A 21,283-nucleotide genomic window follows, 5' to 3' on the forward strand; every position below is an offset into this window, starting at 1 on the left:
CGTCAGCGCTGATGCCAGCAGCCCGCCGAGTTAGTGAAACTCTAGGCGCTTTCAACACGTTCAGAATGTCCGTTCCGAGGTCATTCGCGTCGTTCTGACCACACGTTGGCCGTTTCCAGTCTGCCCCCAATTGCTGACAAGTGGGTCGACGCTGGGTTTCGTCGGTCTCTCTGACATGGGAGCGGCCCGGTTTGGTAAGGAGCATGCTTTTCCCAGATGAGGCTTGGCTCTCACCAAATCCCCGGGATGAGCCGCCATCGGACCCGCGCGGCGTAATCCGAATAGCCCGCAAGCTCTGCCTGAAGAATTCGATCCTCCGTGATGGTGCGATAGAGCAGAAACGGCAGGCTGAAGATCACAACGAGCGCGGTCGCGAGCCACGATCCGAGTGCGGGTCCGCTCGCCACTATAATCAGAATCCCGGCGGTGTATCCGGGATGGCGGACGAAGGCGTAGGGTCCCGTGGTGACGACGTGCTGGCCGCGGTCGGTCTGGATGCGAATGACCGACGAGAAAAACCGGTTCACGCGCATCGCCCATAGTGCCAGGGCGTAACCGGACCCGACCGTCAACAGGCAAAGGCCTTGCAGCCAGCCGGGCACGTCGTCGCTCCAATGCAAACGGCCACGGTCGAGCCCGGCAACGATCCAATGCATGAACAGAACGAGCGAGAAGACCCTGAGCGCGAGCGGCGGCTTCTTGCCGCCTGGCCGCATCCGTTCGCGCAGGAGGTCCGGATCGAGCGCCGCGAACGAAACGATCATGACGGCGGCGAAGATTGCGAGATACGCCCAAAAGCCTGGGATGGCGACCGTGCCGGCTGCTGCGAACAATGCGGCGGCCGCCGCGACCACGAACAAGCCTGCCGTGAGGTAAGCCGAGACTGGCATCCGCTGCTTTACCATGTCAGAGGAAGCGAAGTGGTGCCACACATGACCCTAGATCCACCGCCGTGGGAGCCTGCACTTGTGAGTCGGCAGGGTTTCCCGCCCCTGACGATGCGATCGACATACGAAGCCAAACACGCGCCGGCTTCGGTGGCCGATTTTGTTACCGACATTAGGCCGTCGGACTCCCTGGCCCTGAGGGCATGGCCAGGATCAACCGCGCGACCTGCTCCGGCTCATCCAGTTGGACGAAGTGTCGAGCACCCGGGATCAGGAATAGTTCGGAGCCCGGGAGGAACTCGTGGAAGGTCCGGGCGACGCCGCTGTTCAGGGAAGGATCGGCGTCGCCGAATATGATCCGGACCGGGCGCCTGAACTCTTTCAGCCTGGGGATCATTTGTGCGCGCGATCGGACCATGGGCAGTAAGTCCTCGTTCAGGCGAAAGAAGGCAGGGCGGGCGCTGGGCGTGGCGTCGAACTGTTGATACAGCAGCGGCACAAACTCCCGTCTGACCTCCGCGTCTCGGATGAACCTCCCAACCTGCCACCAGTACATCCGGCGGAAGAGCCAGTTCCCGAACATCCGCGACACAGGCCTCGCGACGCTTCTGATCACCGGCGTGGAGAAGAGCCAGATCGCCTCTGGCCGCCGCAGCGTCGGCATTTCGCAGTAGTACGTGTTCAACAACACCAGGCCGGCTACGCGCTCAGGCCGGGCCAGTGCCCAATCGATGGCCGGAGGGCCCGAGGCGTCGTGCGCGACGAGGACGACTTGCCCGAGCCCCAGCTGGGTGATGACGGCATCGAGGTCACCAACTTGATTGTCGGTGGTGTAAGGGTAGCCGGACGGCTTATCCGAACTGCCCCACCCGAGAAAGTCAAATAGCACGACCCGGCGCGGCGGCGAGAGGTAGGGAGACAGACGGTCGTAGAGGTGTACGTTGTCCGGGAATCCGTGCATGAGAATGATCGCCGGTTCCGCCCCGGGGTGATCTCGGACGTAGATCCGGTGGTGGTGCCGCTGAACAAAAGTTTCTTGGTAGGCCATCATTCCCTCGGGGACCGAGCGCCGCGCCGCCGACAAGCCTGATGAATTCGCGTCGTTTCATCAGATCACCTCGCCGTAGGCGAGGAGGTCCTGAGGTGGGCGCGGTCGGCGCCTCCGACCGAAAGGATAGCACATCTGTGTAAGGCGGGGAGACTGCTGCGCTGCGGTTAGGACCGCTTGGGCCCAAAAGGCCGAAATTGGCTCTCGGCGCGGCCGAACGAGTTTTACGTTCAAGGCGCCGGCGCTCCAAATATCCTTCTGATGACTTCGTCGCCATGAGACTCGAAACACCGGCCATGGCTGAGCATAATACTTGCTGCTGCGAAGAGAACGAGCGACGCCGCCCCCAGACAGAAGAACGCGAGCGACATCAACTAGCCAAAGCGGCCCAACTGGTATTCGCCGATCAGATGGGGCGCGTTGAACTCTGGCTCCACCACATGAAGCACGGTGAGAATCGCCAGGAACGCGACGCACAAGCCAATCGCTAAAGTTGCCTTCGTGCGCGTCTCCTCACGCCATGGTCCGTACAACCCGATAAAGCGGTGCCTTGAGTGCGAGATTCCGGCGTCCAGCCAATCGCGCTGAACCTCGTCCGTAGCGCCGCAGGCTAGGGGATCTGCGCCAACCGCAACCACGCGCGCGATTGGGGGTCGTCACTTCAGGAACAGTCCGGCAACATTCATTAGGATGCCGATCGTCGGGATGTTCCATACGAGCGAACGAGCTAACGGCAAGTCGGCCGTGTACAGGATTGCGTAGGCGATGCGACCCCAAAAGTAGAAGTGGGCTCCCCACACGGTGAGCCAGCTGTGCGTGTTCGTCACGGTGACAACGAGAATTGCGGCGGCAAAGAACGGAAAGGTCTCAAGATAGTTTCGCAGTGCTCGTTCGGCCCTTCCGGCAGTGCCGGTGAGCGGCGCCACGCCCTGTTCCCTCGAGCTGGCAGTCCACCAATAGCCTCGTTGCCAGCTCTGCAAGTGCGACACGATGATGATGTGCACGATGCCGAGGACTACACTTGCAGCCAGCAGGGTCAGTTCGATAGTCATATTCGAAAGCCGAACTCCGCGCTTTAGGGAACCAACCGCTAGCAATCTACGCCTTCGAGTCGCCCAGGCTTCGCTGTGGAATCGCTTGTGAGTCAAAACGCGACATGCCCGCGGTGAGCATCCAACATACGTTATGACCTCACAAGCGGACCTCGGCCCGATCTGACGAAAACCGTGGTAGATTGCGGCCAGCTGGGGGCTGGAAAGGAAGCTCTCATGCCCGGTCCGCCGCCTGAACATCCACGTCTCCGCCTGCTCAAGGGCAACCCCGGCAAGCGTCCGGCGCGCTCGCCGCCCCAGCCTGCACGCGCTGAGGAATGTCCATCGCCGCCACGGCATCTGAACGCCTACGCAAAGAAGGAATGGCAGCACGTCGCGCCCGAGCTGCATCGACTGAACTTGTTGACCGTCCTCGACGTCGGCCCGCTCGCGGCCTACTGCAGCGCCGCCGCCCTGCTGCGACAGGCCGAGGAGGTCATCGAGCAAATGGCGAAGCGGGACCCGCGTGGCCACGCGCTGACGATCGAGGGTAGCGCAGGCAGTCAGGTCACGAACCCGCTTTTGCGCATTGCGAGCCAAGCGATGAACGACATGCAACGCATTGGGGCTCAGTTCGGCCTGACGCCGTCCGGGCGACTGCGGCTCAGCGGCATTACGCCGCCGCCACCGCCGTCGAAGTTCGACGGGCTGCTCGGCTGAGACTGTCGGGGATCGAGCTTCCGGGCTCGCCGGGCTTGTCCATCGCGCTCGCACCTGGACTGCTCGAAGAGCGGACGGAGTTTGACGGCAGCGCCCTCGCAGCTTTTCTCCATGATCGCCGTCAAGAGATAACTCTCGGGCGGAGCCTTGCGACCTCAACGTCTGCTATCGTTTCGGCCAAACATGCTTCCAGCATTCGACTAAGAAATTCCCGATCGCCATGGCCAGTAACGGATCAGCGGATGTCTAGATGCGGCGAGGCGGTCCCGCATGCTCGACGACGTGCCGCCGAAGTTCGAGGAAAGGCTTGAATATGGTGCGTTCAGAAGCAGGCCCTTGCGACACCCATGAAAGACGCGCAGCTGGGTCCACAGGGCATGGGTGGCTGTGTCAGGTGTGATGCGGTTTCGCCCTTGAAGCCCAAGGTGCCAGCTCGATCGCCGCCGCGACAAGCTGCGCTCGCGATTGAGCCCCGAGTTTGTTGACGAGCCTTTGGCGTTGCTCATTGATCTGCCGTTCGGTGCCGCCGATTTGCGCTGCGATGGCGCGATCCGTCATCCCTTTGGCCAAGCGCCTCAAAAGCCTCTTTTCGCGCGGGCTCAATTCTAGCACGCGCTCACTCCATCCGCTCCGATCATCATAAACACATAAATGCTGTAGCGCTTCATCCCGCCGCCCGGAAAAGATTACCACCTTTTCCCGAAAAGCGGCAGTTTCTAGGTGCGTATGTTCGTGAAGGCTCAGTGCTCCTTCCGCGTTTCGCGGCCATCAACGAGAACCAGTGCTATAAGAAAGGGGCTGGTTTTTGTTTGCGTCGGCTGAGGGACGGGACAATGCCAATTAATCGATTGTTGAAAGACAAGCGCACGCCGCAAGAGCTTTTGAACAAAGGCCTTCAATCACGCTCTAAACTTGCTGGGCGTGATTGATCGTAACGACCCGTTCTGCGATATGCTTGCTCGCAAGATTATGGAGGTCCTGCACAGATGATTGGCTCCGCGAAAAGCCGTGCCAGAACTGCAACAGGGGAGTTTCTTTCGGGAAGAAATGGCAGTGTTACTGCCTCGGTATTTTGTCGCGGTCCAGCGCGTCGCCTGCACTTTGACCGCGAGTGCATCCGCGCGGCCTCCGGCCTTCCGTCCATGCTCAGGTTGGAAGCCGCCTCCCCATTGGCGCCCAAGGTGCGAGTCGGGTTGCCGCTTCAACAAGCTGCGCTTGCGACCGAACTTTAAGTTTGTCGATCAGTCGTTGGCGCTGTGCAGCAATCTGGAATTCGGTGCCGCCCATTTCCGCTGCGATTTTTCTATTCGTTTTCCCTTTAGCCAATCGCCTCAGGAGCCTCTTTTCGCGCGCGCTCAAACTCACGATCCACTCGCTTGCCGGTTCGCATTGCGATGCGGCGTCTTCTTCGTTCGCGTGCAACTAGATCGACCCCATTTCCGTACTGGAATCCCCCAAAGGCGGTCCGGGCTACGTTGAAAAAAGTGCGATGACCACCATTAAATCAGCGAGAAATACCGATAAGAACAAAATAGCTTTGAATGTGATATCGCTATCGCTATGCCTTTCGAGGCGCGACTGGAAACCCAGTAGCGTCCTTCGCGATCGCATTCGAGCGACGGCGACGGTCACATGGGCACCACTGATCGGCGGAGTTTGACGGCGAATAAACGTATGCATTCCCGGCCCAAATCTGCGGCAACAAGCTAATTCCATTTTTCGGAGTTCGAAAGTGCAGTTCGTGCCATCCGAAGCCGCAGCGAGCACCGGCAGCGCCTTTGACTACCAGGCTCGCGCTAAGAGACCGCTGCTCCGCAGAACTTCCGAGTCCCGTTCGGATATCGTGCTGAAAGCGGTGCTACTTACCGCATCGTGATATTGACATCCGCGTAGCTGCCGAAAGCTCGACACCTAACGCCCCTTGAGTTCTGCAACCGCAGACGGCTGACACCGGCCGCCACAGCCGCTCCACCCCCGTGGCAGCGCAATCGCTCGCAAACTCCTCTGGCTTGCTCAGGTTTAGAACAGTGCCAACGAGTTTGTTGGTCAATATCCCCGCTGTGGCTCCCCAACTGACGCTAGAACCGTCGAATGGATATCTTTTTCCACGAAAGATCAGGACGCCTTTCCGAACCCTATCCCTGCGACAAAAGCCGCTTTTCCGAAGGTTATTCGGACAGAGTGTGCACGCCCATATCACTGTCCGTGAGGAAAGTCGTGATTCTCAGCATTGTGGTTATGGTCGTGCTCGCCATCTGATTTGGATCAATGAGTGTGGTCCGCCGGCGCGCAGCCTGTGATGATCGGAGATGCGAACGGGCACCCAACGATGCGTGTTCCGGAAATGATCCGTGACCGGCAGTGGATATCCGCTTGTTGGTCTGAGCGCTGGCTTGGACCGGCCTGATAAGCATCGTCGCATCTCCGAAGATCATTTCTTGCGACAGGATGAGGGATAGCGATGAGAAGAGATCGGACAGGATTGACGTTGGCGGCTGTTTTGGGATTTTGGGGGCTGACCGGCCTTGCGACTCCGACCTTCGCCGAAACTGGCGCGGTGAGCGTTGTCTTCACGAAGGGCGGGTTCATAGTCGGCGTTGGCGGCGGCCAGGGCGTGTTGATGTTTCGCGGCAAGAAGTATCCATTTACGGTGTCGGGTATGAGCGTGGGCTTCACGATCGGCGCATCGACAACGAAGTTCGTGGGCAGGGCGCTGAACCTGCGCAGCCCGGGAGACCTTGCAGGCAGCTATGCCGCGGGTGGCGCAGGTGGCGCCATCGCAGCCGGCGCCGGCGGCGTACAGCTGCAGAATGCCAACGGGGTTATCCTGCAGCTTAGCGGCCCCAAGATCGGCACCGAAGTGTCGGCGGCCGTGGGCGGCGTCACCATCACGATGCAATGACAACAAGCAAGCAGAGACCGGTCGCGCTCCCCCTACAACGCGAGGAGACCCATGGTTCAAGAGCAGCGTATTTCCGAAATTGTCCGAACCCCTGCAACACCGTATCGACGAAGAAGTAGGTCACCTTAACTGAAGCCCGGATCGAACCGGAGGAGCGTTGCGTTGACGGAGTATGTTCGTCACGGGGCGCTGCGCTAAACACTGGGCCCCGAAAACCAGTCCACTTTGTCGCGAAACGTTCAAAAGGAAACCCCGCCGTAGGAAGCGCGGGGTTCCGTGGGCGCCAGAGTCGTTCGACCGGAAGCGCAGATTCGACGATTACAGACCGATTTCGCTCCCACTGACGCACGCGCCGCATCTTTAAGATCTGACCTAAAGCGATTCGTTGTGAGGCGGAACAACCTTTGTTCATTCCTCTTAGGGGCGGACTCGTGATGTCGCAAACGGCGGCTAGTTAGCCAGCGAGAGACTAATCCGGGTCACAACCGCATCCCACTGACGCTCTTCCGCGGCAGGATAATTGATCAACACGCAGTTCATACTTCCATTGGCCCGGTTGCAACGGTTATACCAGACCCGGTCGTTACGAATGCTGGACACCGCGAAAAAGCGTGGTGTCACCCTTTTGTACTGGATGCCAGCAGGCGGTCGCTTCTTTGCGAGAAAAGTGGCAGGTGAGTCGTTCTCAGGATTGCGAATGGACTGCACAGTCAAATTTGCTCGGTGGTCCTTCGTAAAGAAGCGCCGCCCCGTTCCGCCTTCTGGCGGTCCTGCGTCTTCGGTGAAAATTGTCACCGGGATATCGACGTTGGTCCCGGTGCTCGGGATCACGTATTTTCGCCATTCGGTGTTTGCCGCGGAGGCGAGCGCTGGAACGAGGCAGAAAACCAAGGCAACGAGTAGTCGGGGCGCGACCACGTAAGCACCGATTCCAGCGCCTTTACCAGCCCCTTCGGCGCGATCATCCACGCCGTCGGCATCACGATCTATCTTTCTATCGGCGCTGTACCAGTTGTCCGAATTATTGGCGACAATGCTGATCTCGGAGTGCGGCACGCCTGCCGCCTCCAGGCTGGCAACTACCCGTTGCGCATCGGCGTAGCTGTCATAGAGGCGCGAAATTGTAACAGTCATGTCAAGGTACCTTCTTTACTTAGCTGAGTTCACGTTGCCCTGAAAATCCACGCTGACATTGGTCGGCGAACCACCTTTGTTAGCTTTGGCGCGCCATACGCCGTCGTCATCCCTTTTCAAGGCGGTAACATTCGAGTAGCCCGCTTCCTCGATCCTCGACTTTGCTTGGCCCTCGGTGAAGCTATTGCCGCCAGCGACGGGGGCGTTCGAATCGTTTTGACCTGAGCTGTTAATGGCGCTGTTGTTCGGGCCAGACCGGGCGGGAGGATTTTGCCCCATCGCCGGGCTCGCCGAGCGCACCACAGTACTTAACAATACAAGTAAGCTACGTTTCATTGTTGTTCGCCTCATTGAAAGATGTAGACAACAACTGAGCGTCGAATGAGTGTTCCTATTTTTCCCGGTCGACGTTGTCGCATCAGCGACGGCAGCGAGCCGCAAGGGCCTCAGCTTAGCGCCTCTTGAGCTGAGCCCTCTTATTTCGACGTTCCCGGCATGTAAGCGCGCTGTGAATCCTACACGCTCCCAGACCACGCGGCCGCGATCAGGTGGCGGAAGCAGCGCTCACCTCACCCGCAAGCAACTTATGTCTGCGCTCAGGGGCGGAGCCGGCGTTCACCACCGACTGGTAATGCGAGACGTAGTCTACGGCCATCCGTCCTGCCGTGAAACGTTCCTCGAACCGCTCGCGCACGCGCCTGCGATCGAGGTCCCCCAACCGCCGCACGGCTTGAACAGCCTGCTCCTCGTCGTCGACCACAAAACCGGTGACGCCTTCTTCGATCACCTCGGGGACCGATCCGGAGCGAAACGCGATGACGGGCGTGCCGCATGCCATCGCTTCGATCATGACCAGGCCGAACGGTTCGGGCCAATCGATGGGAAAGAGCAGCGCAGCGGCTCCCGCCAGAAACGGTTGCTTGGCCTCGTCGTTCACTTCACCGACGAGCCTGACCCGCGTGCCGTCGATTTGCGGTTCGAGCCGCTCCTTAACGTAGCGCCTTTCGCCGCGAGGCAGCTTGGCCGCGATGCGAAGCTGCATCCCGGCGGCGCGCGCGATGCGGATTGCGCTTTCTGGTCCTTTTTCGGCAGTGAGGCGCCCCAGGAAGGCGAGATAGGACCCTCGTCCGTACGAAGGGCGGAATAGGTCGGCGGGAAGACCGTGATGAACCGTACCGCGCCAATTCACCCTCGGCAGGGGCAGACGTTGATTGTCGGATATCGAGACGAAAGGGGCGTCGGAAAACTGACGGACCACATCCGACAACCCAGGCAGATCGAGCCGTCCGTGCATCGTGGTGATGAAGGGCACGCCGAGGCGGCTGAGCAGCGGCAGATGTAGCCAATCGATGTGCGAGTGCACGACCTCGAAATCTTCGGCCCGCTGCGCGATCGCCTCGAGCAGAGCGGTGCAGGCGGCCGCGGGATCGGCGGCAGGCCGGCTGAGACGGAGCGCGCGCGGCCAGACCGGATGCAGATTCCCGCGCGTGCGAGAATCCCCGCTGGCGAACAAGGTCACTTCGTGGCCGAGGCTGACGAGTTCGTCGACCAGCCACGCGACCACCCTTTCTGTCCCGCCATAAAGCTTGGGAGGAACGCTTTCGGCCAAGGGCGCGATCTGGGCAATGCGCATGTCAGCTCGTCCGGACCTTTGCTCCTTGGCGACCGTGCGAGAACAAGCAAGACGTACCGAGCGTTCCAACGGCGTTGCTGATTTTTCCCGCAGCTGCAGGTCGGTTTTCCCCAGTTGGCGCAGTGGATTTTCGGGGCGTGAGCCGCGAACTGGTGAGTGTGGCTTAAGGTCGAGTTCTAAAAAGCAACAGCGCCGCGTTGACGGACTATATTCGTCACGGGGCGCTGCGCTAACTACTGGGCCCTGAAATCCCCAGTGCACTTCTGACTCGGGATGTCGAAAAAGGTTCAAAAGAAAACCCCGCCATGGGAAGCGCGGGGTTTTCCGAGGGCGCCAGAGGGTGTTTGAGCGAAAGCACAGATTCGACCACCGACCAATTCCGTTCCTACTGACGTACGCGCCGCATCTTCCTTTAAGATCTGACCTACAGAGATTCGTTGCGAGGCGGAGCAACCGATGTTCGTTCCTCTAGGGGCCAACTCGTGATGTCGCAGCGACACCGCGGCGTCTCGCCGAGTTGATCGGCTGCCGGCTCCATCATGCTCTAGGCCGCTTCCAACATCTTCTCTTGCTCTGCTTCTAAATTGATCACCGAGGTTGCCAGCTCCGTCAGCGCGTGGTCGGTCGCCTCTTCCTCCTCAAGGGTGGCCTGCAGCAGCTGCACGGCATCCGACATGCCGAGTTCTTCCGCCCAGGTGCGCAGCGTTCCGTACCGGGAGATTTCGTAGTGCTCGACCGCCTGGGCTGCGGACAGCAGGCCGGCATCGAGTGCGGGCATTCCCTTGAAGTCGCGCATGATCTCGGCGCCTTCATCGGTGATGCCAATGATGGCCTCGCATGGTTTGCCGCGGGCCGGCTTGCCAAGCAAGCGGAAGATCTTATCCAGCCGCTTCACCTGTCCCTGGGTCTCGCGAAGATGTTTGGTGAACTCGCTCGCGAGTTCTCTCGATTGCGCGGCTTTGGCCATCTTCGGCAATGTCTTGATGATCTTATTCTCGGCAAAATAGATGTCCTTGAGCGTCTCGTGGAAGAGATCGCTCAGCTTCTTCCGGGGTTGTCGCGTCCGCCGGGACGTCGCTCGCTTTTTCTGCGCACGCTTGGCCATAAGTCCCTCCAGGGTAAGAGATGCATCAGGAGGACGCGGTCCTCCTCGGCCGATCAACTTGCCGAGAGTTTGAAGGTTCCTCTAGGTGTACCCGGGCGACACGGCTCGTCGCTTTGCCAGCCCGGCGCGGCGGTCCCTTGAAAATGGTCACGCTAACGTCGGTGCGAGGGCAAGGCGAAGGGCAACCGCCGAGAGCGGGCTTAAGGCTCTTCATCGCCTCCGCCAATGCGACCAGCGCAGTCCGTCCCAAGCAGGTCCTTGAAGACCACATCAGGATGTCCTTCCTCGGCGAATTGTGCGGCCTTCTCGAGGGCCTGGCGGGCGGTTTCGACGATGACGCTGAACGCGCCCGGACCCTGCCGCGAATAAACATGGTAAGGCATGGTTCAGCTCTGAGCGCCATGGAATGCACCGCGCGACGGCAGGCCGTGCCGAATAACCGGGACGCCCGTCGCCGTCACTCCGTAGCGCGGACGAACTGACCGCTAGGCCGCTACCTCTACGTTGAGACTCCGCTCAAGGTCTCCCTCGGTCGGCTCGGCCTCGCAATGCATTGTTTCGGTTTCCCTCATCAATGCCACTCCGTTCTAGGCCGCAGCTCGCCGCTCGGTCGGGCGCAGGCGCATGGGCTTCCCGCCAGGCGGATTGCGGGGCCGCCATCTAGCGCGCACCAGGCTTCAAGGATGTCATCGATGTGGACGGGCGCCTTGATGGCCTCCGGCGCCCGTAGGGCGGGGTTGCCTCCAGTTCTGAAATGCGCTGGGATGTGGCCGCGCGGATCACCGCGCGGCCGGGGTTGATCTGCGAAGATCAGATGGATCAGGCTGCCTTGGCCTCGATCTGTGCGACGTTATTGATCGGGATACGGCGCGGCTTCATGGCCTCGGGAATTTCTCGCTGAAAATCGATGATCAGAAGGCCATTTTCGAAGCGGGCACCCTTGACCTCAACATGGTCGGCCAAGGTGAACTGCCGCTTGAACGAGCGCGCCGAGATGCCGCGATGCAGAAACGTCTTTTCTTCCTTCTCGCCCTTGCGGCCTTCGAGCGTCAACACGTTCTGCTCGACCGTGAGCGAGACTTCATCTGGCATGAACCCGGCAAGCGCCACCGAGATCTGGAAGCGATTTTCGTCGAGCCGTTCGATGTTGTAAGGGGGGTAGCTCTCTTCAGCGGTCCGCTGGACCTCGTCGAGAGCGTCAAAAAGGCGGTCGAAGCCGATGGTCGACCTCCAGAGCGGCGTCCAATCATACCTCATAGCCAAATCCTCCTAAGAGCAACGTGGTTACGAGCCGGCACCGGACACCTGCCGGTGCCCGCCTCTTAGTTCGGGGCCCGATAGGCGCCCCGAAACCGCTACCTGCGGCGCCCAAAAAAATCTGCAACGGAAGAAAAAGTTTCAAGGGGGCGACAAAAATTCTTGTGTATCACAAGCCAGGTCGAACCCGGCATTGTCCAGGTCTGGCGCCCAGCGGGAATTCGACGATTCATGTTCGCCGAGTGGCAGCGCGGCCATCCCAGCAGTTGGGCGCTAAATCACTGCAGGTTCCAAGAAGCGAGGTCAGTTCGTCGCGCCCAAAACGCGAAGGCCTTCGCTTTTATGCGACCGCCTGCACCAATCAGTAGCGGCAGGTATTCCGGTGGCCACGTGGCTTCCAGATCACCAACCTACGGCCCGTCCGCACTGGCATCCGCCCCGACGTAAAACTCGGCGGGGCCGAGTATGCTAGATCAACAGCCCTGATTCCGCCTGGTGGGGCCCCGGTGGGTACTTACGGCGCCACCGGGCCGCCTTCAACGACGGCTTCTCCACATCATTCAAGTGAATGACCGCGCTGATCCACGCGTGACTGTCGGCGTTACCGCACCAACTTGACCCGCAAAAAACGCGGCCAAAGCGCCCAGCAAAAGAGCCAGAGCACCGAATAGAGCCCCGCGCGATACCGTCTTGGCTGTTGTATCCGCCGCTTGCTGTGCTTGTAGTTTGGTCTTGGCAATCATTTCTCGATACTGCTGTTGGTACTGTGCAACCTGAGCCTTGGCCTCATCGAGGGAAATATTCTGCGCCTTGGCCAAAGCATCAGCAGCCTTATCCGTCGCAGCGGCCTGTTGTGCGGGGTCTCCTGAGAGCGCCGCACGAACGGCTGTTGCTGCGGCTTCTCGAAGTGCTGCGGGATCCTGGCCGCCCGAGGCACTGCGAATCTTGTTCTCGATAATCGCCATCGGATCGCTCATGTTGTTTAAGGAAGGCGCTGCGGTCTGGACCGCAGTCTGCAAGGACCCGCCGACGGCTTTACCAGCTCCTCCAAGTGCTGACGATGCCGTGCTCAGGGTGCCGCCAATCAGACCCGAGGCTGCCGACGAGAGCAGGTACACGACGATGAGGGTGGAAACCGCCCACGCAATCAGACCGTGATAGGCGGTTGTCGTTTGCGATGCCTTTCCTGAAAGCCGCCCAGCGATGTAGCCGCCAATCGCGGCCGCAACTATTCCGGAGAGGACCCACCAGATGCCAGCTCCAATGGAAAGTGATCCGGCGCTCGGTGTATCTCCCGCCGCGACGTCGACGGTCGAGAGCCTACGCCGATTCCAATCATGTTGAGGATCATCTGCATCGCGAGAGCAATCGTGGCACCGGCGAAGACGGCACCCCAACAGATCTGATTCAGCATGATTGTGCGGACCTCGTCGGCGGGAGCGACTGCACTCGCCTGGGGAGGAGGTGGTCGTCTGATCGACTCACGTCCGGGGAATAAGTCATTCTGTGCGCCTTCTACAAATCGGAACTTTGGTTCCGTAACCTTCTGTTTTCGGCGATGTTCCTACACGTGGGGGATTGCTGCCGCGGCCAGCTGACGCGGGCGCCAGCATTTCTATTGTCGAATTTCAACTTGCCCGGGTGCATTAGCTCGATGCGGGGAAGGTGCGAGCCAAACGGCCCGAGTCGCCACTGGGGCCGCCAACCTGGTGGGTTTTGCTCCGGCCGCGCCTTTTGAGGGAGCGATACGACCGGAAGCCAAGATTCGACGAATATCGAACGATTTCGTTGCTGGTTTTACCTCGACGGTGGAGCGCCCGCGCGTGACGCGCTCTCGCGCGGCTGCTCAGTGCGGGCGCTTACTCTCGCAGTCGGCTCTCAACACTGCAGGGCGCTGAAACGGGTCAGCTCGCTGCTCGTCTGAATACTTGTCATAGTGGTCCACAATCGCGGCCCACGCATCTTAGTCCACTGACGAAGAGGCATGACTGACAAACCCGATGAAGGAGGTCGCCGCTCCCACGCGATGCGCCAAAAGACGTCGAACAAGAAGGGCTTCGCCGTGGCGCCGGCTCGGGCGATGGCCGTCTCGAGAAGACCGGGAAGCCTGGCGACAACGCCAAGGCGAAGAAATGACCTTGGCGGCTGACCTTTCGCGGGACAGGGGAGAGCGGCTCAAGTGAACATCATCACCGACATCAAGCTGGCCAAACGCGTCAAGGCCAGACTGGACGAGCTGGCGGTCGACGCCATCACGTCCGGCAATCTCGCAGATTGGGATCAATATCACCGCGGGATCGGCTACCGCAAAGCGCTCGCCGACGTGCGCTCGCCGATCAGTGAGACGCTGGAAGACATCGCTGTTTCTAGTTGACCCGTCCGGCGGCCGCTGGGAAGCCGGGCGGCTTGGCCGCAAATGCCGACTTCTCCGATTAGGAACAGACTCAAAGCCAGAGAGTTTCGACGTACCACCTTCTCGAGGAGCCGCAGATGAGCCGCGGAATGCCATCCATGACTGCACTTTTGGGACTGCTCGCCATTGCCGGGTATCAGAACCGAGACAAGTTGGCGGAGCTGCTCAAAGGCATAGGCGCTGAGTCTCCAAACGCGACGGGCACTCAGCAACCGCTCGGTGGGTTACTTGGCAATCTCACTGGCATGCTCGGTGGGTCAGGAGTGGGTGGACTGCTCAGCGGCGGAATCGGCGAGCTACTGGAGAAGTTCAACCAAAATGGCCAGGGCGAAGTGGCTCAGTCCTGGGTGAACCCGGGTCCCAATAAAGAGATCTCGGCGCCGCAGCTGAAGCAAGCGATCGGCTCTGACGTATTGGAGAAACTTGAACAGCAGACCGGGCTTTCTCAAGAGGAGATCCTTGCGAGGCTGTCCCGCGAACTGCCCGCAGCAGTCGACAAGTACACGCCGGATGGACGTTTGCCGGCCGCATAGTTCCGCTGCCGTCATCGCTTACTTTAGTAGAGGTACCAAAATGAGTATCCTTTGGACAATTATCATTGGCTTCATCGCTGGGGTGATAGCCAAATTCATTATGCCGGGCGATAATGAGCCCTCCGGCTTCATCCTCACAAGCATCCTCGGCATCGTCGGTGCTTTCGTCGCGACTTACCTTGGGCAAGCTCTGGGATGGTATCATCCCGGAGAGGGCGCAGGACTCATCGGTGCTGTTGTGGGTGCGATAATCGTGCTGTTTGCGTACGGGCTCATCGCTGGCCGACAACGGCGCACAATCTGAAGAACTGCCCGAGTATGAAGCACATCCGCGGGTCGACTTTGCGCTAACAGCTGCCGCTCCGCTGGATGTCTCCCATGCGATGGCGTGATAACGTCACGAGCGGAGGCGAATTAATCTAGCTCGTCATCCTTCGATACGATCGCCTCAAAGCGCTCCGGCTCGTATGTTGTTTCTGCTCAAGGCTGCTGAATTTTTGTTGCGATGACGGAGGCTGAACAGTACAGAAAAACAGCCGACGACGAAGGGCGAGGCCGGAAGGCGATTTAACTGTGTCCGTGCTCTCCTCTAGAACCTTCGCGCTGATCATCAAAGCCCTCTGCCCCAATTGGTCGGCTTGAGAGCGAGCGCACGCCGCGGCGTTGATCCTCGTGGCCGCGCCGGGGCGCTAGCGCCAGAACGCACAATCGCGTTGATTGTCGTCTCCACAATGTCGGGATTGTCCTCCATCACAGGCGTTCTCTTCAAGAGGTCGTTGTCACACTTCGCCGGCATCAGTGGCCGCCAACCCGTTTTATCGAAGTTGGTTCGGTATCCCCTTCGGCTATCGCGGTGCCGCATCCCGGTCGCTCGCGTTGCATAGTGCGGGCACGGAACCCCGGACCGTGGCGCTGGTTCTCCCGGTGCCGATGGCGCAGCAAGGAAGAGTAGGCAATGCGGCGATACAGAACATTCAATGCCCTGACGATGCTGACAGTGGAAGCAAACCGCGTAATTGGGCTGAGAATGATGAAGCTTATGCTGGGCGGCAGAACCGCACGGCGCGAAGCTGAACTCATGATCAGCGAAAAGATAGATGCTGCTATCAAAGCCAGTGCAAGGGTAATGACTGGCGCTTCGGCCGATGAAATAGTTCGTCGGTACCGACGGCGGGTCGCGGCAAATGCAAAGCGGCTAAGTAAACGCCGACGAAAGTAGCTTTGGCTACGCATGGCTCGCAGGCGGCCTAGATCGGCGAGCAAGCTGGCGTCGTCAGCTTGTTGTGATGAATTATCAAGGCACGAAATGGGCAGGCAAATGACCAACCACCATACATGGTGCTCGGTATGCTCTCCTGGGATTGACATCATGGCTGCGCTTGCCCGGTAAAGTCGCAAAAAAATGAGGACCTAACCGGGAGTCAGGCCCTTGAAGAAGTCGTCGTTTGCGCGCGACGACTCTAATCCTAGAGTGCGTGCCCGCAAGTCACGCATAAGAGTGACCAAGTGTGACAGCTTTCCAGGATTCGCGCCTCCCACGCCAGGCAAGCCGCGCTAGGCGGCAGGTCGGTCCGTATTTTGAGCCATGCGCTTTGCGGCGTCGTCGACCTTGAGCGACATGATGTTGACCATCCGGCGGCTGCTCTCCACCGCATTCTGAACAGTTTCACGCATGATATCACTCTGCAGGGCGGCGACGTCTTGAGGAGTTCGGCAGGCCCAGAATTGGCTCATGCGGTTTATCGTATTCTCCATCTGGTGCCGAACGAAGGCGAAATACTCTCGATACATTTCGCTCATCGCTTGGGCAGCCGCGCTGGTGGATTGCAGTGTGGCTGCGGTGTTGCGCGCCGACCGTTCAGTTGCCTGTTGCACGTCACCCGACAAGTCGAATGTGCGATTGAACTGATCGGTAGAGCGACCTATTGCGGCCGTCGTCATCTCCAATCCGCACCGCATGGCGTTCTGTAGCGTCTCGGCATTTTGCCGGAGCAGATCGGCGCTGACCCGGGTCACCTCCTGGCCCGCGTCAATCGCAGTTTCTGCGATGCGCTTGGTCTGCTCAGCTGCCCTTTCTTCGGTGCGTCGCACTTTTTCGCCGACAGATTGGGCAGTCTGGCTTGCCTTATCCTCGTGATCTGGAGTTGCCATCTTCATTGCCTCCATCGCTTTCTGCTTGGGTTTAGTTTCCTCGTTCGACTTCTTGTTGTGTTTCATTGCCCTTCTCAAGTTCTTGGATGGATGATTCGCTTTGGATCGGTGCTTTCGACCCTGCGCCTCGCGGGCCAGGTGCAAACAAACGCCGGCGCTCTAGGGCCGTTCCTAGCGGCGCTGAGCTTTTGGGATGTTCGATGCTGTGCAGGAATTAGTGGGACAAGTTCGGTTCGTCGGGTGCGTAACACGTGCCAAGCCCCGCGTGGGCTCTCCGGCCGGGGCGGAGAAATACATCAGAGGTAGCGCTCGCTATCCATGCCCGCCGTGGCCGCCGAACGCGTTGGAGGGCTCGATGAATCGATTCTGCTCACGTTATCCTGCAGCTCCAGGTCTGCGCGCGCTTCGCCAACAACCGAGCGCCTTGTTCGATCCGAGGCGTCTGTACTGGGGCGGGCCGCAAAGCTGAAATCGGAAGCCGAGAAAAGACGGCCGCGGCGTCGATCGTGGGATAGCGCCGGGGCATCGCTACCTCCCGGCTGACCATTGGGCTGACGGGCTTGGATGATCAGCGTGAGAGGTCGCGCGCCGAGCCGCACGCGTAAAATAGCTCTTGGCAGATGCGGCAAGGGACCCATGTATCGTCATCTGTGATCTTTATTCGGTCGTCGCGCTGGGGATCGTAGTCGCCGATATCGACCTTGTGCGTGCTCATTGTAGCCTCCCACGTGTCATTGCCTGAGAAGCGGAGGGGGTGCCAGCGACGTCTAATTCGCCTTACGTGACGGTCCGGCTGCTTGGCAGGCGGGCCGCCTTGTTCCCTGACAGACCAAATTGGGTTCGAATGTCCGGACAAGGGCCTAGAACTTCAAAGTCGTTCTTAGGCCGAACACGGTCGCGTTCTTGAGAACCTTTCCCGCCAAGGGGCCCGACGGATCGGTCGCACCGCCGCCCGGATGGATGAGATATTGGAAGTTGGGCTGCACGGTCCATCCGTCGCGGACTTGATATTGATAGACGGCGGTGAATAGACCCTCGAAGCTTCGCGTTGGCCAAGTCGGGTCGACGACTGCTCGATAGTCTGCATCAAGGGCTTGCGCGCGCTTGGAGACGTGAGCGTAGCCGGCGGCGATCCCAAACTTGTCGTCCGGACGGGCCTCGCTGAGGCCGATGAATTCGATGCCCGCGTCCGCGTAGAGGTCGATCAGGTTGCGATCCGCAGGCGCTCCGGCCAAGCGAGCAAATAGCCCGATGCCGCGGTCGTCGCTGTGAGGCACACGGTATATCTGCTGTTCGAAGACCGCCCATCCTCCGACGTCGCCGGACAGAAGCAGGGGTGCGCCGCTGCTCGCAGGCGAGGCGAGGGAAACGCCGTTAGACGAGAGACGCTGGTCGGCAAAGGATCCGAAATGCCGCCAACCACCGAATTTGATCTGGCCGGTAAGATTGGGGTCGCCCTTCCTGTTGTTCCAGGCGTATTGGATCTGACCAAGCAGAAGAGGCGGATCGTTGACGCGGAAATTGATGCCGTAGCGATCGCGCTCCTGCGCATCGCCGGCGCCCGGGCCCGCCTGGTTGCCGTCGAAGAGGCCGCCCAGGATGGATAACTGATCGGTGACGTTGACTAATAGCCTGGCGCCCATCGCCGCCAGCGGCGGCGATGGGCCGCCGCTGGGCAGATCGACCGACGTAATTGCTGGCCAGCCCAAGGAGGAGTTGGTGAAGACATCCGTGTACTTGGTGTTGAAGAACTCGCTGTCCGCCGCAAGCTGGCCAAACTTCAGCGAAGCCTTTTTCTCTCCCCATTGCTTCTCGAAGTAAGCTTCGTAGAGCCTGGTGGAAGGCAGCGCTTCGATGCCGCTGACGACGAAGAAGTTCTGCAAGTTGCTGCGCGACAGCCCCTCACCGTGGATCTGAAACATGTTCGCGTGAAACGTAAGCTTATCGATGCCGACGAGCTTCTGCAGATCGACATCCATCGCCAGGTTCAACCGCCCTTCATAGATCGCCCCCTGCTTCAGGCCGCCAGACACATTGCCGAGCACTTCGCCGATGTAAGTCGCTGCGAACTTTATTCCGTATTTCTGCAACGGATTCGGCAAAAGCCCGAGCGTCTTCTCCTCGACCGTGCTCTCTCCCGTATCCGGATCGGCGGGCTTGTCGTCGTCGGTCTTCTTGTCCTCCTGGGCGACCGCGTGGGTCGCTGCAAGCAGCCCGATCGTGAGGATCGTGCACGCGATGCGCCGGCTGCTCTTGTTGGATCGGGCCAACGAAACGCACTCCTCCCAGGAACCTCGATTGGCGCATGACCATCGTCTTAATTCAAGCTCCTCGCTGAACCCGCGGTCAACAAAGACAACCAGCCTCTGTGTTCAGTTGTCTACATTCGGAACCTTCACTGCAGTCGGCAAGCGGGAGCACATCCGTGGGATCGAACTATTTCCAACCTCCGACATTGAACGAACGATGACTTGGAGCACCGATGTCCAATTTCGTGACGCTGTTGGTCGAGGATGACGTTCTGCAGCGGGCGGTCCTGGCCGACCTTCTGAAGGACGAAGGGTTCGAAGTCGTGGAGTGTACCACCGCGGAAGCGGCCGAATTGATCGTCGCAGCGTCCGGAACCGAGCTACAAGCGCTCATCACCGATCAGAACCTCGCCGGAGCGATGTCCGGCGTCGAGCTGGCGGAGTATACGCGGGGACGCTATCCGCACTTGAATATCATCGTCATGTCAGGTCAGAACGTACAAGGCCTTCCCGCCAATACGACGTTTCTCCACAAGCCGTTTTCACCTGGGCGGCTGCTCGAGGCCGTCCGAGATTAGGGCCCTCATTCGCGACCTTTGCCTTAATCGAGAGGCATAGTGCGAAACGTAAACCGTGTCTCTTCCGCAGTCGAGCTGACCGTCAGTTCGCCGCCGGAGACGGCCTTGCAGCGGCCGGTGCGCAGCACGAACGCCAAATCCTCGGCTGCGAGATTGCCGCCGATCGGTGAATGATGTCCAACACCCGCGCCAAAGATTTGCGCGCGATCGAAATTCACGATGTAGCGTCTGCCCGGATCGTTGGAGCGACGCAGATGCTCCAGAAACTGGTCTTCACTGAGATCGCGCAAGACCGTGACTTTCCGGCTCGTATTGGCCCGGGCGACCTCGGCCAGCTCATCGAGCGTAAGGCCCAGAATGCATACCCTCGTCCAGCACCGGCCCGTGCCAGCAATACCTTAGTCCTCCGTGCTTGCCGCCTCGCCAAGCGACCTGTATGCATTCGCAACAGCGGCAGGTCCGCAACGAGAACCATTAGACTGCCAGCTAAAGAAACTGTGGAATGTGGCTGCCACTGGCAGGTGCCACGCGCGCTCTATAAGCTCCGGTGTACGTGTTACCGAGGACGCTATGGCTTCTGGTGGCACGCGTGACTGGCCGACGACCAGAGCCCCGGCACCCAGCAGACCCGCAGTGACAACCAAGCTGATGATACTGACGTAGTGCCATCGCTTCACGGTGCGCTGTATCGCTGCGCCCGGCAAACGCAGCGCTGGCGGCTCCGATGCGCAAACCTGGATGCGAACTCGGATTGCGCCCGACCATTGCATGCGTGCTCGCCTTCCCACGGCCGGCGGTGGTTCTCGCAAACCCAGCCGGTGTCTTGGCAGCGCGCGCACGGCATCAGGCGAACAACTCCGCTCCTTCGGGTGTGATCTTCACGTAGGTGCCGCTCTTGTGCAGCCAAAGCCAGCCGCGCTTGATCGAACATCCTCACCCGCATGCCGTCGCGATGGACAATCAAGCGGTATCCATCATGGTTGGTCTCGTGAAGTCAATCTCGGCCGGCGGAAGGTAGTGCCATGGCGTCGGAGTATGGCACGAACAACCGCTGGCCATGTACTTCAATCGGGAGGGCGGCCTCGGCGAACGAAGACCGGACCAGCGAGTTTGTCCGCCGCAGCTCGAAGCGCGCCGGCCTGTTTCATCGCTTCTATCCGATCCGGCCCGGGCGGCATGGCTCGCGCTTTTTCAAGGGCTATTGTCGCTTGGGCATCCAGCTCAGCCGCCGACTGCTCATTTATGACACCGTCTTTCTTCATTGAAGATCAGCCTGCCTTTCGACGTGGTGCTTTCGGAATGCGACGTCGTCGACGTAGTGCAAACGCCCTTCTACGAGGCAGAATCACTCATCAGCCTGTTGCCCAGAGCAGCAGAGCGCCGGCCGCCAGGCCGACCAACGCGACCCAGAATGTCGGCTCTTTCAGGATGTCCAGATTTACCATTGCCGGTTTCGACTCGGGTGGCCGGCAATCTAGCATAGACTACGGGATTGCGAGTCCTCACATGCGCAGCGGCAGAAAGCTAGCGGACGACGCCGAGAGGCCAGAAGCGCAGTAAACCTACGCTCAAGGTTTAGGAACGAGCCGCGAGTCTTTCAGTTGCCCGAGAGCTTTGGCTATGCTCTCACGGCCGGGGTCGC

Annotated in this window: 23 protein-coding genes and 1 pseudogene; 7 read left to right on the top strand and 17 right to left on the bottom strand. The window is 59.9% G+C overall.

Going from position 1 to position 21,283, the window contains the following annotated elements; all coding sequences use genetic code 11:
- Window positions 1–230 precede the first annotated feature (230 nt).
- The 3 genes from ACZXDY_RS33505 to ACZXDY_RS33515 form a co-directional block, all read right to left on the bottom strand.
- Window positions 231–890: a methyltransferase family protein gene (locus ACZXDY_RS33505; RefSeq protein ID WP_464348478.1), complete on the bottom strand. Its 660-nt coding sequence runs from the start codon at window positions 888–890 to the stop codon at window positions 231–233.
- A gap of 169 nt (window positions 891–1,059) precedes the next feature.
- A complete protein-coding gene (locus ACZXDY_RS33510) occupies window positions 1,060–1,935 on the bottom strand; it encodes an alpha/beta fold hydrolase (RefSeq protein ID WP_464348479.1) in 876 nt (291 codons plus the stop codon).
- A 656-nt stretch (window positions 1,936–2,591) separates the two neighbouring features.
- Window positions 2,592–2,987, bottom strand: a complete 396-nt coding sequence (locus ACZXDY_RS33515) for an MAPEG family protein (protein WP_464348480.1) — start codon at window positions 2,985–2,987, stop codon at window positions 2,592–2,594.
- A gap of 216 nt (window positions 2,988–3,203) precedes the next feature.
- Between ACZXDY_RS33515 and ACZXDY_RS33520 the strand changes: the two genes are divergently transcribed.
- Window positions 3,204–3,686, top strand: a complete 483-nt coding sequence (locus tag ACZXDY_RS33520) for a phage terminase small subunit P27 family (protein WP_464348481.1) — start codon at window positions 3,204–3,206, stop codon at window positions 3,684–3,686.
- Between the two features lie 390 nt (window positions 3,687–4,076).
- On the opposite strand, the gene ACZXDY_RS33525 is transcribed toward ACZXDY_RS33520, so the two are convergent.
- A complete protein-coding gene (locus ACZXDY_RS33525) occupies window positions 4,077–4,379 on the bottom strand; it encodes a helix-turn-helix domain-containing protein (protein WP_464348482.1) in 303 nt (100 codons plus the stop codon).
- Between the two features lie 453 nt (window positions 4,380–4,832).
- Window positions 4,833–5,051: a LuxR C-terminal-related transcriptional regulator gene (locus ACZXDY_RS33530; protein ID WP_464348514.1), complete on the bottom strand. Its 219-nt coding sequence runs from the start codon at window positions 5,049–5,051 to the stop codon at window positions 4,833–4,835.
- Window positions 5,052–6,147: 1,096 nt separating this feature from the next.
- Here ACZXDY_RS33530 and ACZXDY_RS33535 point away from each other — a divergent pair.
- Complete coding sequence (locus tag ACZXDY_RS33535; protein WP_464348483.1) at window positions 6,148–6,588, top strand: hypothetical protein; 441 nt, start codon at window positions 6,148–6,150, stop codon at window positions 6,586–6,588.
- 450 nt (window positions 6,589–7,038) lie between these two features.
- Here ACZXDY_RS33535 and ACZXDY_RS33540 read toward each other — a convergent pair whose 3' ends face one another.
- The 7 genes from ACZXDY_RS33540 to ACZXDY_RS33570 all read right to left on the bottom strand — a co-directional run bounded on the left by ACZXDY_RS33540 (window position 7,039) and on the right by ACZXDY_RS33570 (window position 12,682).
- The gene (locus tag ACZXDY_RS33540) at window positions 7,039–7,722 is read right to left on the bottom strand and encodes a hypothetical protein (RefSeq protein ID WP_464348484.1); all 684 of its coding nucleotides are present in this window, start codon (window positions 7,720–7,722) and stop codon (window positions 7,039–7,041) included.
- Between the two features lie 15 nt (window positions 7,723–7,737).
- Window positions 7,738–8,058: a hypothetical protein gene (locus ACZXDY_RS33545; protein ID WP_464348485.1), complete on the bottom strand. Its 321-nt coding sequence runs from the start codon at window positions 8,056–8,058 to the stop codon at window positions 7,738–7,740.
- Window positions 8,059–8,266: 208 nt separating this feature from the next.
- A complete protein-coding gene (locus ACZXDY_RS33550) occupies window positions 8,267–9,355 on the bottom strand; it encodes a glycosyltransferase family 4 protein (protein WP_464348486.1) in 1,089 nt (362 codons plus the stop codon).
- A 544-nt stretch (window positions 9,356–9,899) separates the two neighbouring features.
- Complete coding sequence (locus ACZXDY_RS33555; RefSeq protein WP_464348487.1) at window positions 9,900–10,460, bottom strand: YciE/YciF ferroxidase family protein; 561 nt, start codon at window positions 10,458–10,460, stop codon at window positions 9,900–9,902.
- A gap of 200 nt (window positions 10,461–10,660) precedes the next feature.
- Window positions 10,661–10,843, bottom strand: coding sequence for a hypothetical protein (locus tag ACZXDY_RS33560; RefSeq protein WP_464348488.1), 183 nt, complete (start codon window positions 10,841–10,843; stop codon window positions 10,661–10,663).
- Between the two features lie 436 nt (window positions 10,844–11,279).
- The gene (locus tag ACZXDY_RS33565) at window positions 11,280–11,717 is read right to left on the bottom strand and encodes an Hsp20 family protein (protein ID WP_464348489.1); all 438 of its coding nucleotides are present in this window, start codon (window positions 11,715–11,717) and stop codon (window positions 11,280–11,282) included.
- Window positions 11,718–12,277: 560 nt separating this feature from the next.
- Window positions 12,278–12,682, bottom strand: a complete 405-nt coding sequence (locus ACZXDY_RS33570) for a hypothetical protein (RefSeq protein ID WP_464348490.1) — start codon at window positions 12,680–12,682, stop codon at window positions 12,278–12,280.
- Window positions 12,683–13,896: 1,214 nt separating this feature from the next.
- On the opposite strand from ACZXDY_RS33570, the gene ACZXDY_RS33575 reads away from it, so the two are divergent.
- From ACZXDY_RS33575 to ACZXDY_RS33585, 3 genes are all read left to right on the top strand, one after another.
- On the top strand, window positions 13,897–14,091 hold the full coding sequence (locus tag ACZXDY_RS33575; RefSeq protein ID WP_464348491.1) for a hypothetical protein: 195 nt from the start codon (window positions 13,897–13,899) through the stop codon (window positions 14,089–14,091).
- A 116-nt stretch (window positions 14,092–14,207) separates the two neighbouring features.
- Entirely contained in the window at window positions 14,208–14,663 is a 456-nt protein-coding gene (locus tag ACZXDY_RS33580; RefSeq protein WP_464348492.1) for a YidB family protein, read from the top strand.
- A 40-nt stretch (window positions 14,664–14,703) separates the two neighbouring features.
- Entirely contained in the window at window positions 14,704–14,967 is a 264-nt protein-coding gene (locus tag ACZXDY_RS33585) for a GlsB/YeaQ/YmgE family stress response membrane protein (protein WP_464348493.1), read from the top strand.
- A 491-nt stretch (window positions 14,968–15,458) separates the two neighbouring features.
- On the opposite strand, the gene ACZXDY_RS33590 is transcribed toward ACZXDY_RS33585, so the two are convergent.
- The 4 genes from ACZXDY_RS33590 to ACZXDY_RS33605 all read right to left on the bottom strand — a co-directional run bounded on the left by ACZXDY_RS33590 (window position 15,459) and on the right by ACZXDY_RS33605 (window position 18,904).
- Window positions 15,459–16,034 (bottom strand): hypothetical protein, encoded by a 576-nt coding sequence (locus tag ACZXDY_RS33590; RefSeq protein WP_464348494.1) that lies wholly within the window; start codon window positions 16,032–16,034, stop codon window positions 15,459–15,461.
- A gap of 183 nt (window positions 16,035–16,217) precedes the next feature.
- Window positions 16,218–16,880, bottom strand: a complete 663-nt coding sequence (locus ACZXDY_RS33595; RefSeq protein WP_464348495.1) for a phasin family protein — start codon at window positions 16,878–16,880, stop codon at window positions 16,218–16,220.
- A 502-nt stretch (window positions 16,881–17,382) separates the two neighbouring features.
- Entirely contained in the window at window positions 17,383–17,529 is a 147-nt protein-coding gene (locus ACZXDY_RS33600; protein ID WP_464348496.1) for a hypothetical protein, read from the bottom strand.
- A 145-nt stretch (window positions 17,530–17,674) separates the two neighbouring features.
- Complete coding sequence (locus ACZXDY_RS33605) at window positions 17,675–18,904, bottom strand: carbohydrate porin (protein WP_464348497.1); 1,230 nt, start codon at window positions 18,902–18,904, stop codon at window positions 17,675–17,677.
- Between the two features lie 392 nt (window positions 18,905–19,296).
- Here ACZXDY_RS33605 and ACZXDY_RS33610 point away from each other — a divergent pair, with 392 nt between their 5' ends.
- Complete coding sequence (locus ACZXDY_RS33610) at window positions 19,297–19,641, top strand: response regulator (protein WP_464348498.1); 345 nt, start codon at window positions 19,297–19,299, stop codon at window positions 19,639–19,641.
- 110 nt (window positions 19,642–19,751) lie between these two features.
- Here the strand turns inward: ACZXDY_RS33610 and ACZXDY_RS33615 are convergent.
- Window positions 19,752–20,318, bottom strand: a pseudogene (locus ACZXDY_RS33615) (phytochelatin synthase family protein); the annotation flags it as partial.
- 345 nt (window positions 20,319–20,663) lie between these two features.
- Here ACZXDY_RS33615 and ACZXDY_RS33620 point away from each other — a divergent pair.
- A complete protein-coding gene (locus ACZXDY_RS33620) occupies window positions 20,664–20,906 on the top strand; it encodes a hypothetical protein (RefSeq protein WP_464348499.1) in 243 nt (80 codons plus the stop codon).
- The last annotated feature ends 377 nt before the right edge of the window (window positions 20,907–21,283 follow it).

The organism is Bradyrhizobium sp. LeoB3 (assembly GCF_055456055.1).

Coding starts and splice junctions, on each gene's coding strand:
- ACZXDY_RS33505 (WP_464348478.1), bottom strand. CDS start 890: ATGCCAGTCTCGGCTTACCTCACGGCAGGCTTGTTCGTGGTCGCGGCG.
- ACZXDY_RS33510 (WP_464348479.1), bottom strand. CDS start 1,935: ATGGCCTACCAAGAAACTTTTGTTCAGCGGCACCACCACCGGATCTAC.
- ACZXDY_RS33515 (WP_464348480.1), bottom strand. CDS start 2,987: ATGACTATCGAACTGACCCTGCTGGCTGCAAGTGTAGTCCTCGGCATC.
- ACZXDY_RS33520 (WP_464348481.1), top strand. CDS start 3,204: ATGCCCGGTCCGCCGCCTGAACATCCACGTCTCCGCCTGCTCAAGGGC.
- ACZXDY_RS33535 (WP_464348483.1), top strand. CDS start 6,148: ATGAGAAGAGATCGGACAGGATTGACGTTGGCGGCTGTTTTGGGATTT.
- ACZXDY_RS33540 (WP_464348484.1), bottom strand. CDS start 7,722: ATGACTGTTACAATTTCGCGCCTCTATGACAGCTACGCCGATGCGCAA.
- ACZXDY_RS33545 (WP_464348485.1), bottom strand. CDS start 8,058: ATGAAACGTAGCTTACTTGTATTGTTAAGTACTGTGGTGCGCTCGGCG.
- ACZXDY_RS33550 (WP_464348486.1), bottom strand. CDS start 9,355: ATGCGCATTGCCCAGATCGCGCCCTTGGCCGAAAGCGTTCCTCCCAAG.
- ACZXDY_RS33555 (WP_464348487.1), bottom strand. CDS start 10,460: ATGGCCAAGCGTGCGCAGAAAAAGCGAGCGACGTCCCGGCGGACGCGA.
- ACZXDY_RS33560 (WP_464348488.1), bottom strand. CDS start 10,843: ATGCCTTACCATGTTTATTCGCGGCAGGGTCCGGGCGCGTTCAGCGTC.
- ACZXDY_RS33565 (WP_464348489.1), bottom strand. CDS start 11,717: ATGAGGTATGATTGGACGCCGCTCTGGAGGTCGACCATCGGCTTCGAC.
- ACZXDY_RS33570 (WP_464348490.1), bottom strand. CDS start 12,682: ATGGCGATTATCGAGAACAAGATTCGCAGTGCCTCGGGCGGCCAGGAT.
- ACZXDY_RS33580 (WP_464348492.1), top strand. CDS start 14,208: ATGAGCCGCGGAATGCCATCCATGACTGCACTTTTGGGACTGCTCGCC.
- ACZXDY_RS33585 (WP_464348493.1), top strand. CDS start 14,704: ATGAGTATCCTTTGGACAATTATCATTGGCTTCATCGCTGGGGTGATA.
- ACZXDY_RS33590 (WP_464348494.1), bottom strand. CDS start 16,034: ATGATGTCAATCCCAGGAGAGCATACCGAGCACCATGTATGGTGGTTG.
- ACZXDY_RS33595 (WP_464348495.1), bottom strand. CDS start 16,880: ATGAAACACAACAAGAAGTCGAACGAGGAAACTAAACCCAAGCAGAAA.
- ACZXDY_RS33600 (WP_464348496.1), bottom strand. CDS start 17,529: ATGAGCACGCACAAGGTCGATATCGGCGACTACGATCCCCAGCGCGAC.
- ACZXDY_RS33610 (WP_464348498.1), top strand. CDS start 19,297: ATGTCCAATTTCGTGACGCTGTTGGTCGAGGATGACGTTCTGCAGCGG.
- ACZXDY_RS33620 (WP_464348499.1), top strand. CDS start 20,664: ATGGCGTCGGAGTATGGCACGAACAACCGCTGGCCATGTACTTCAATC.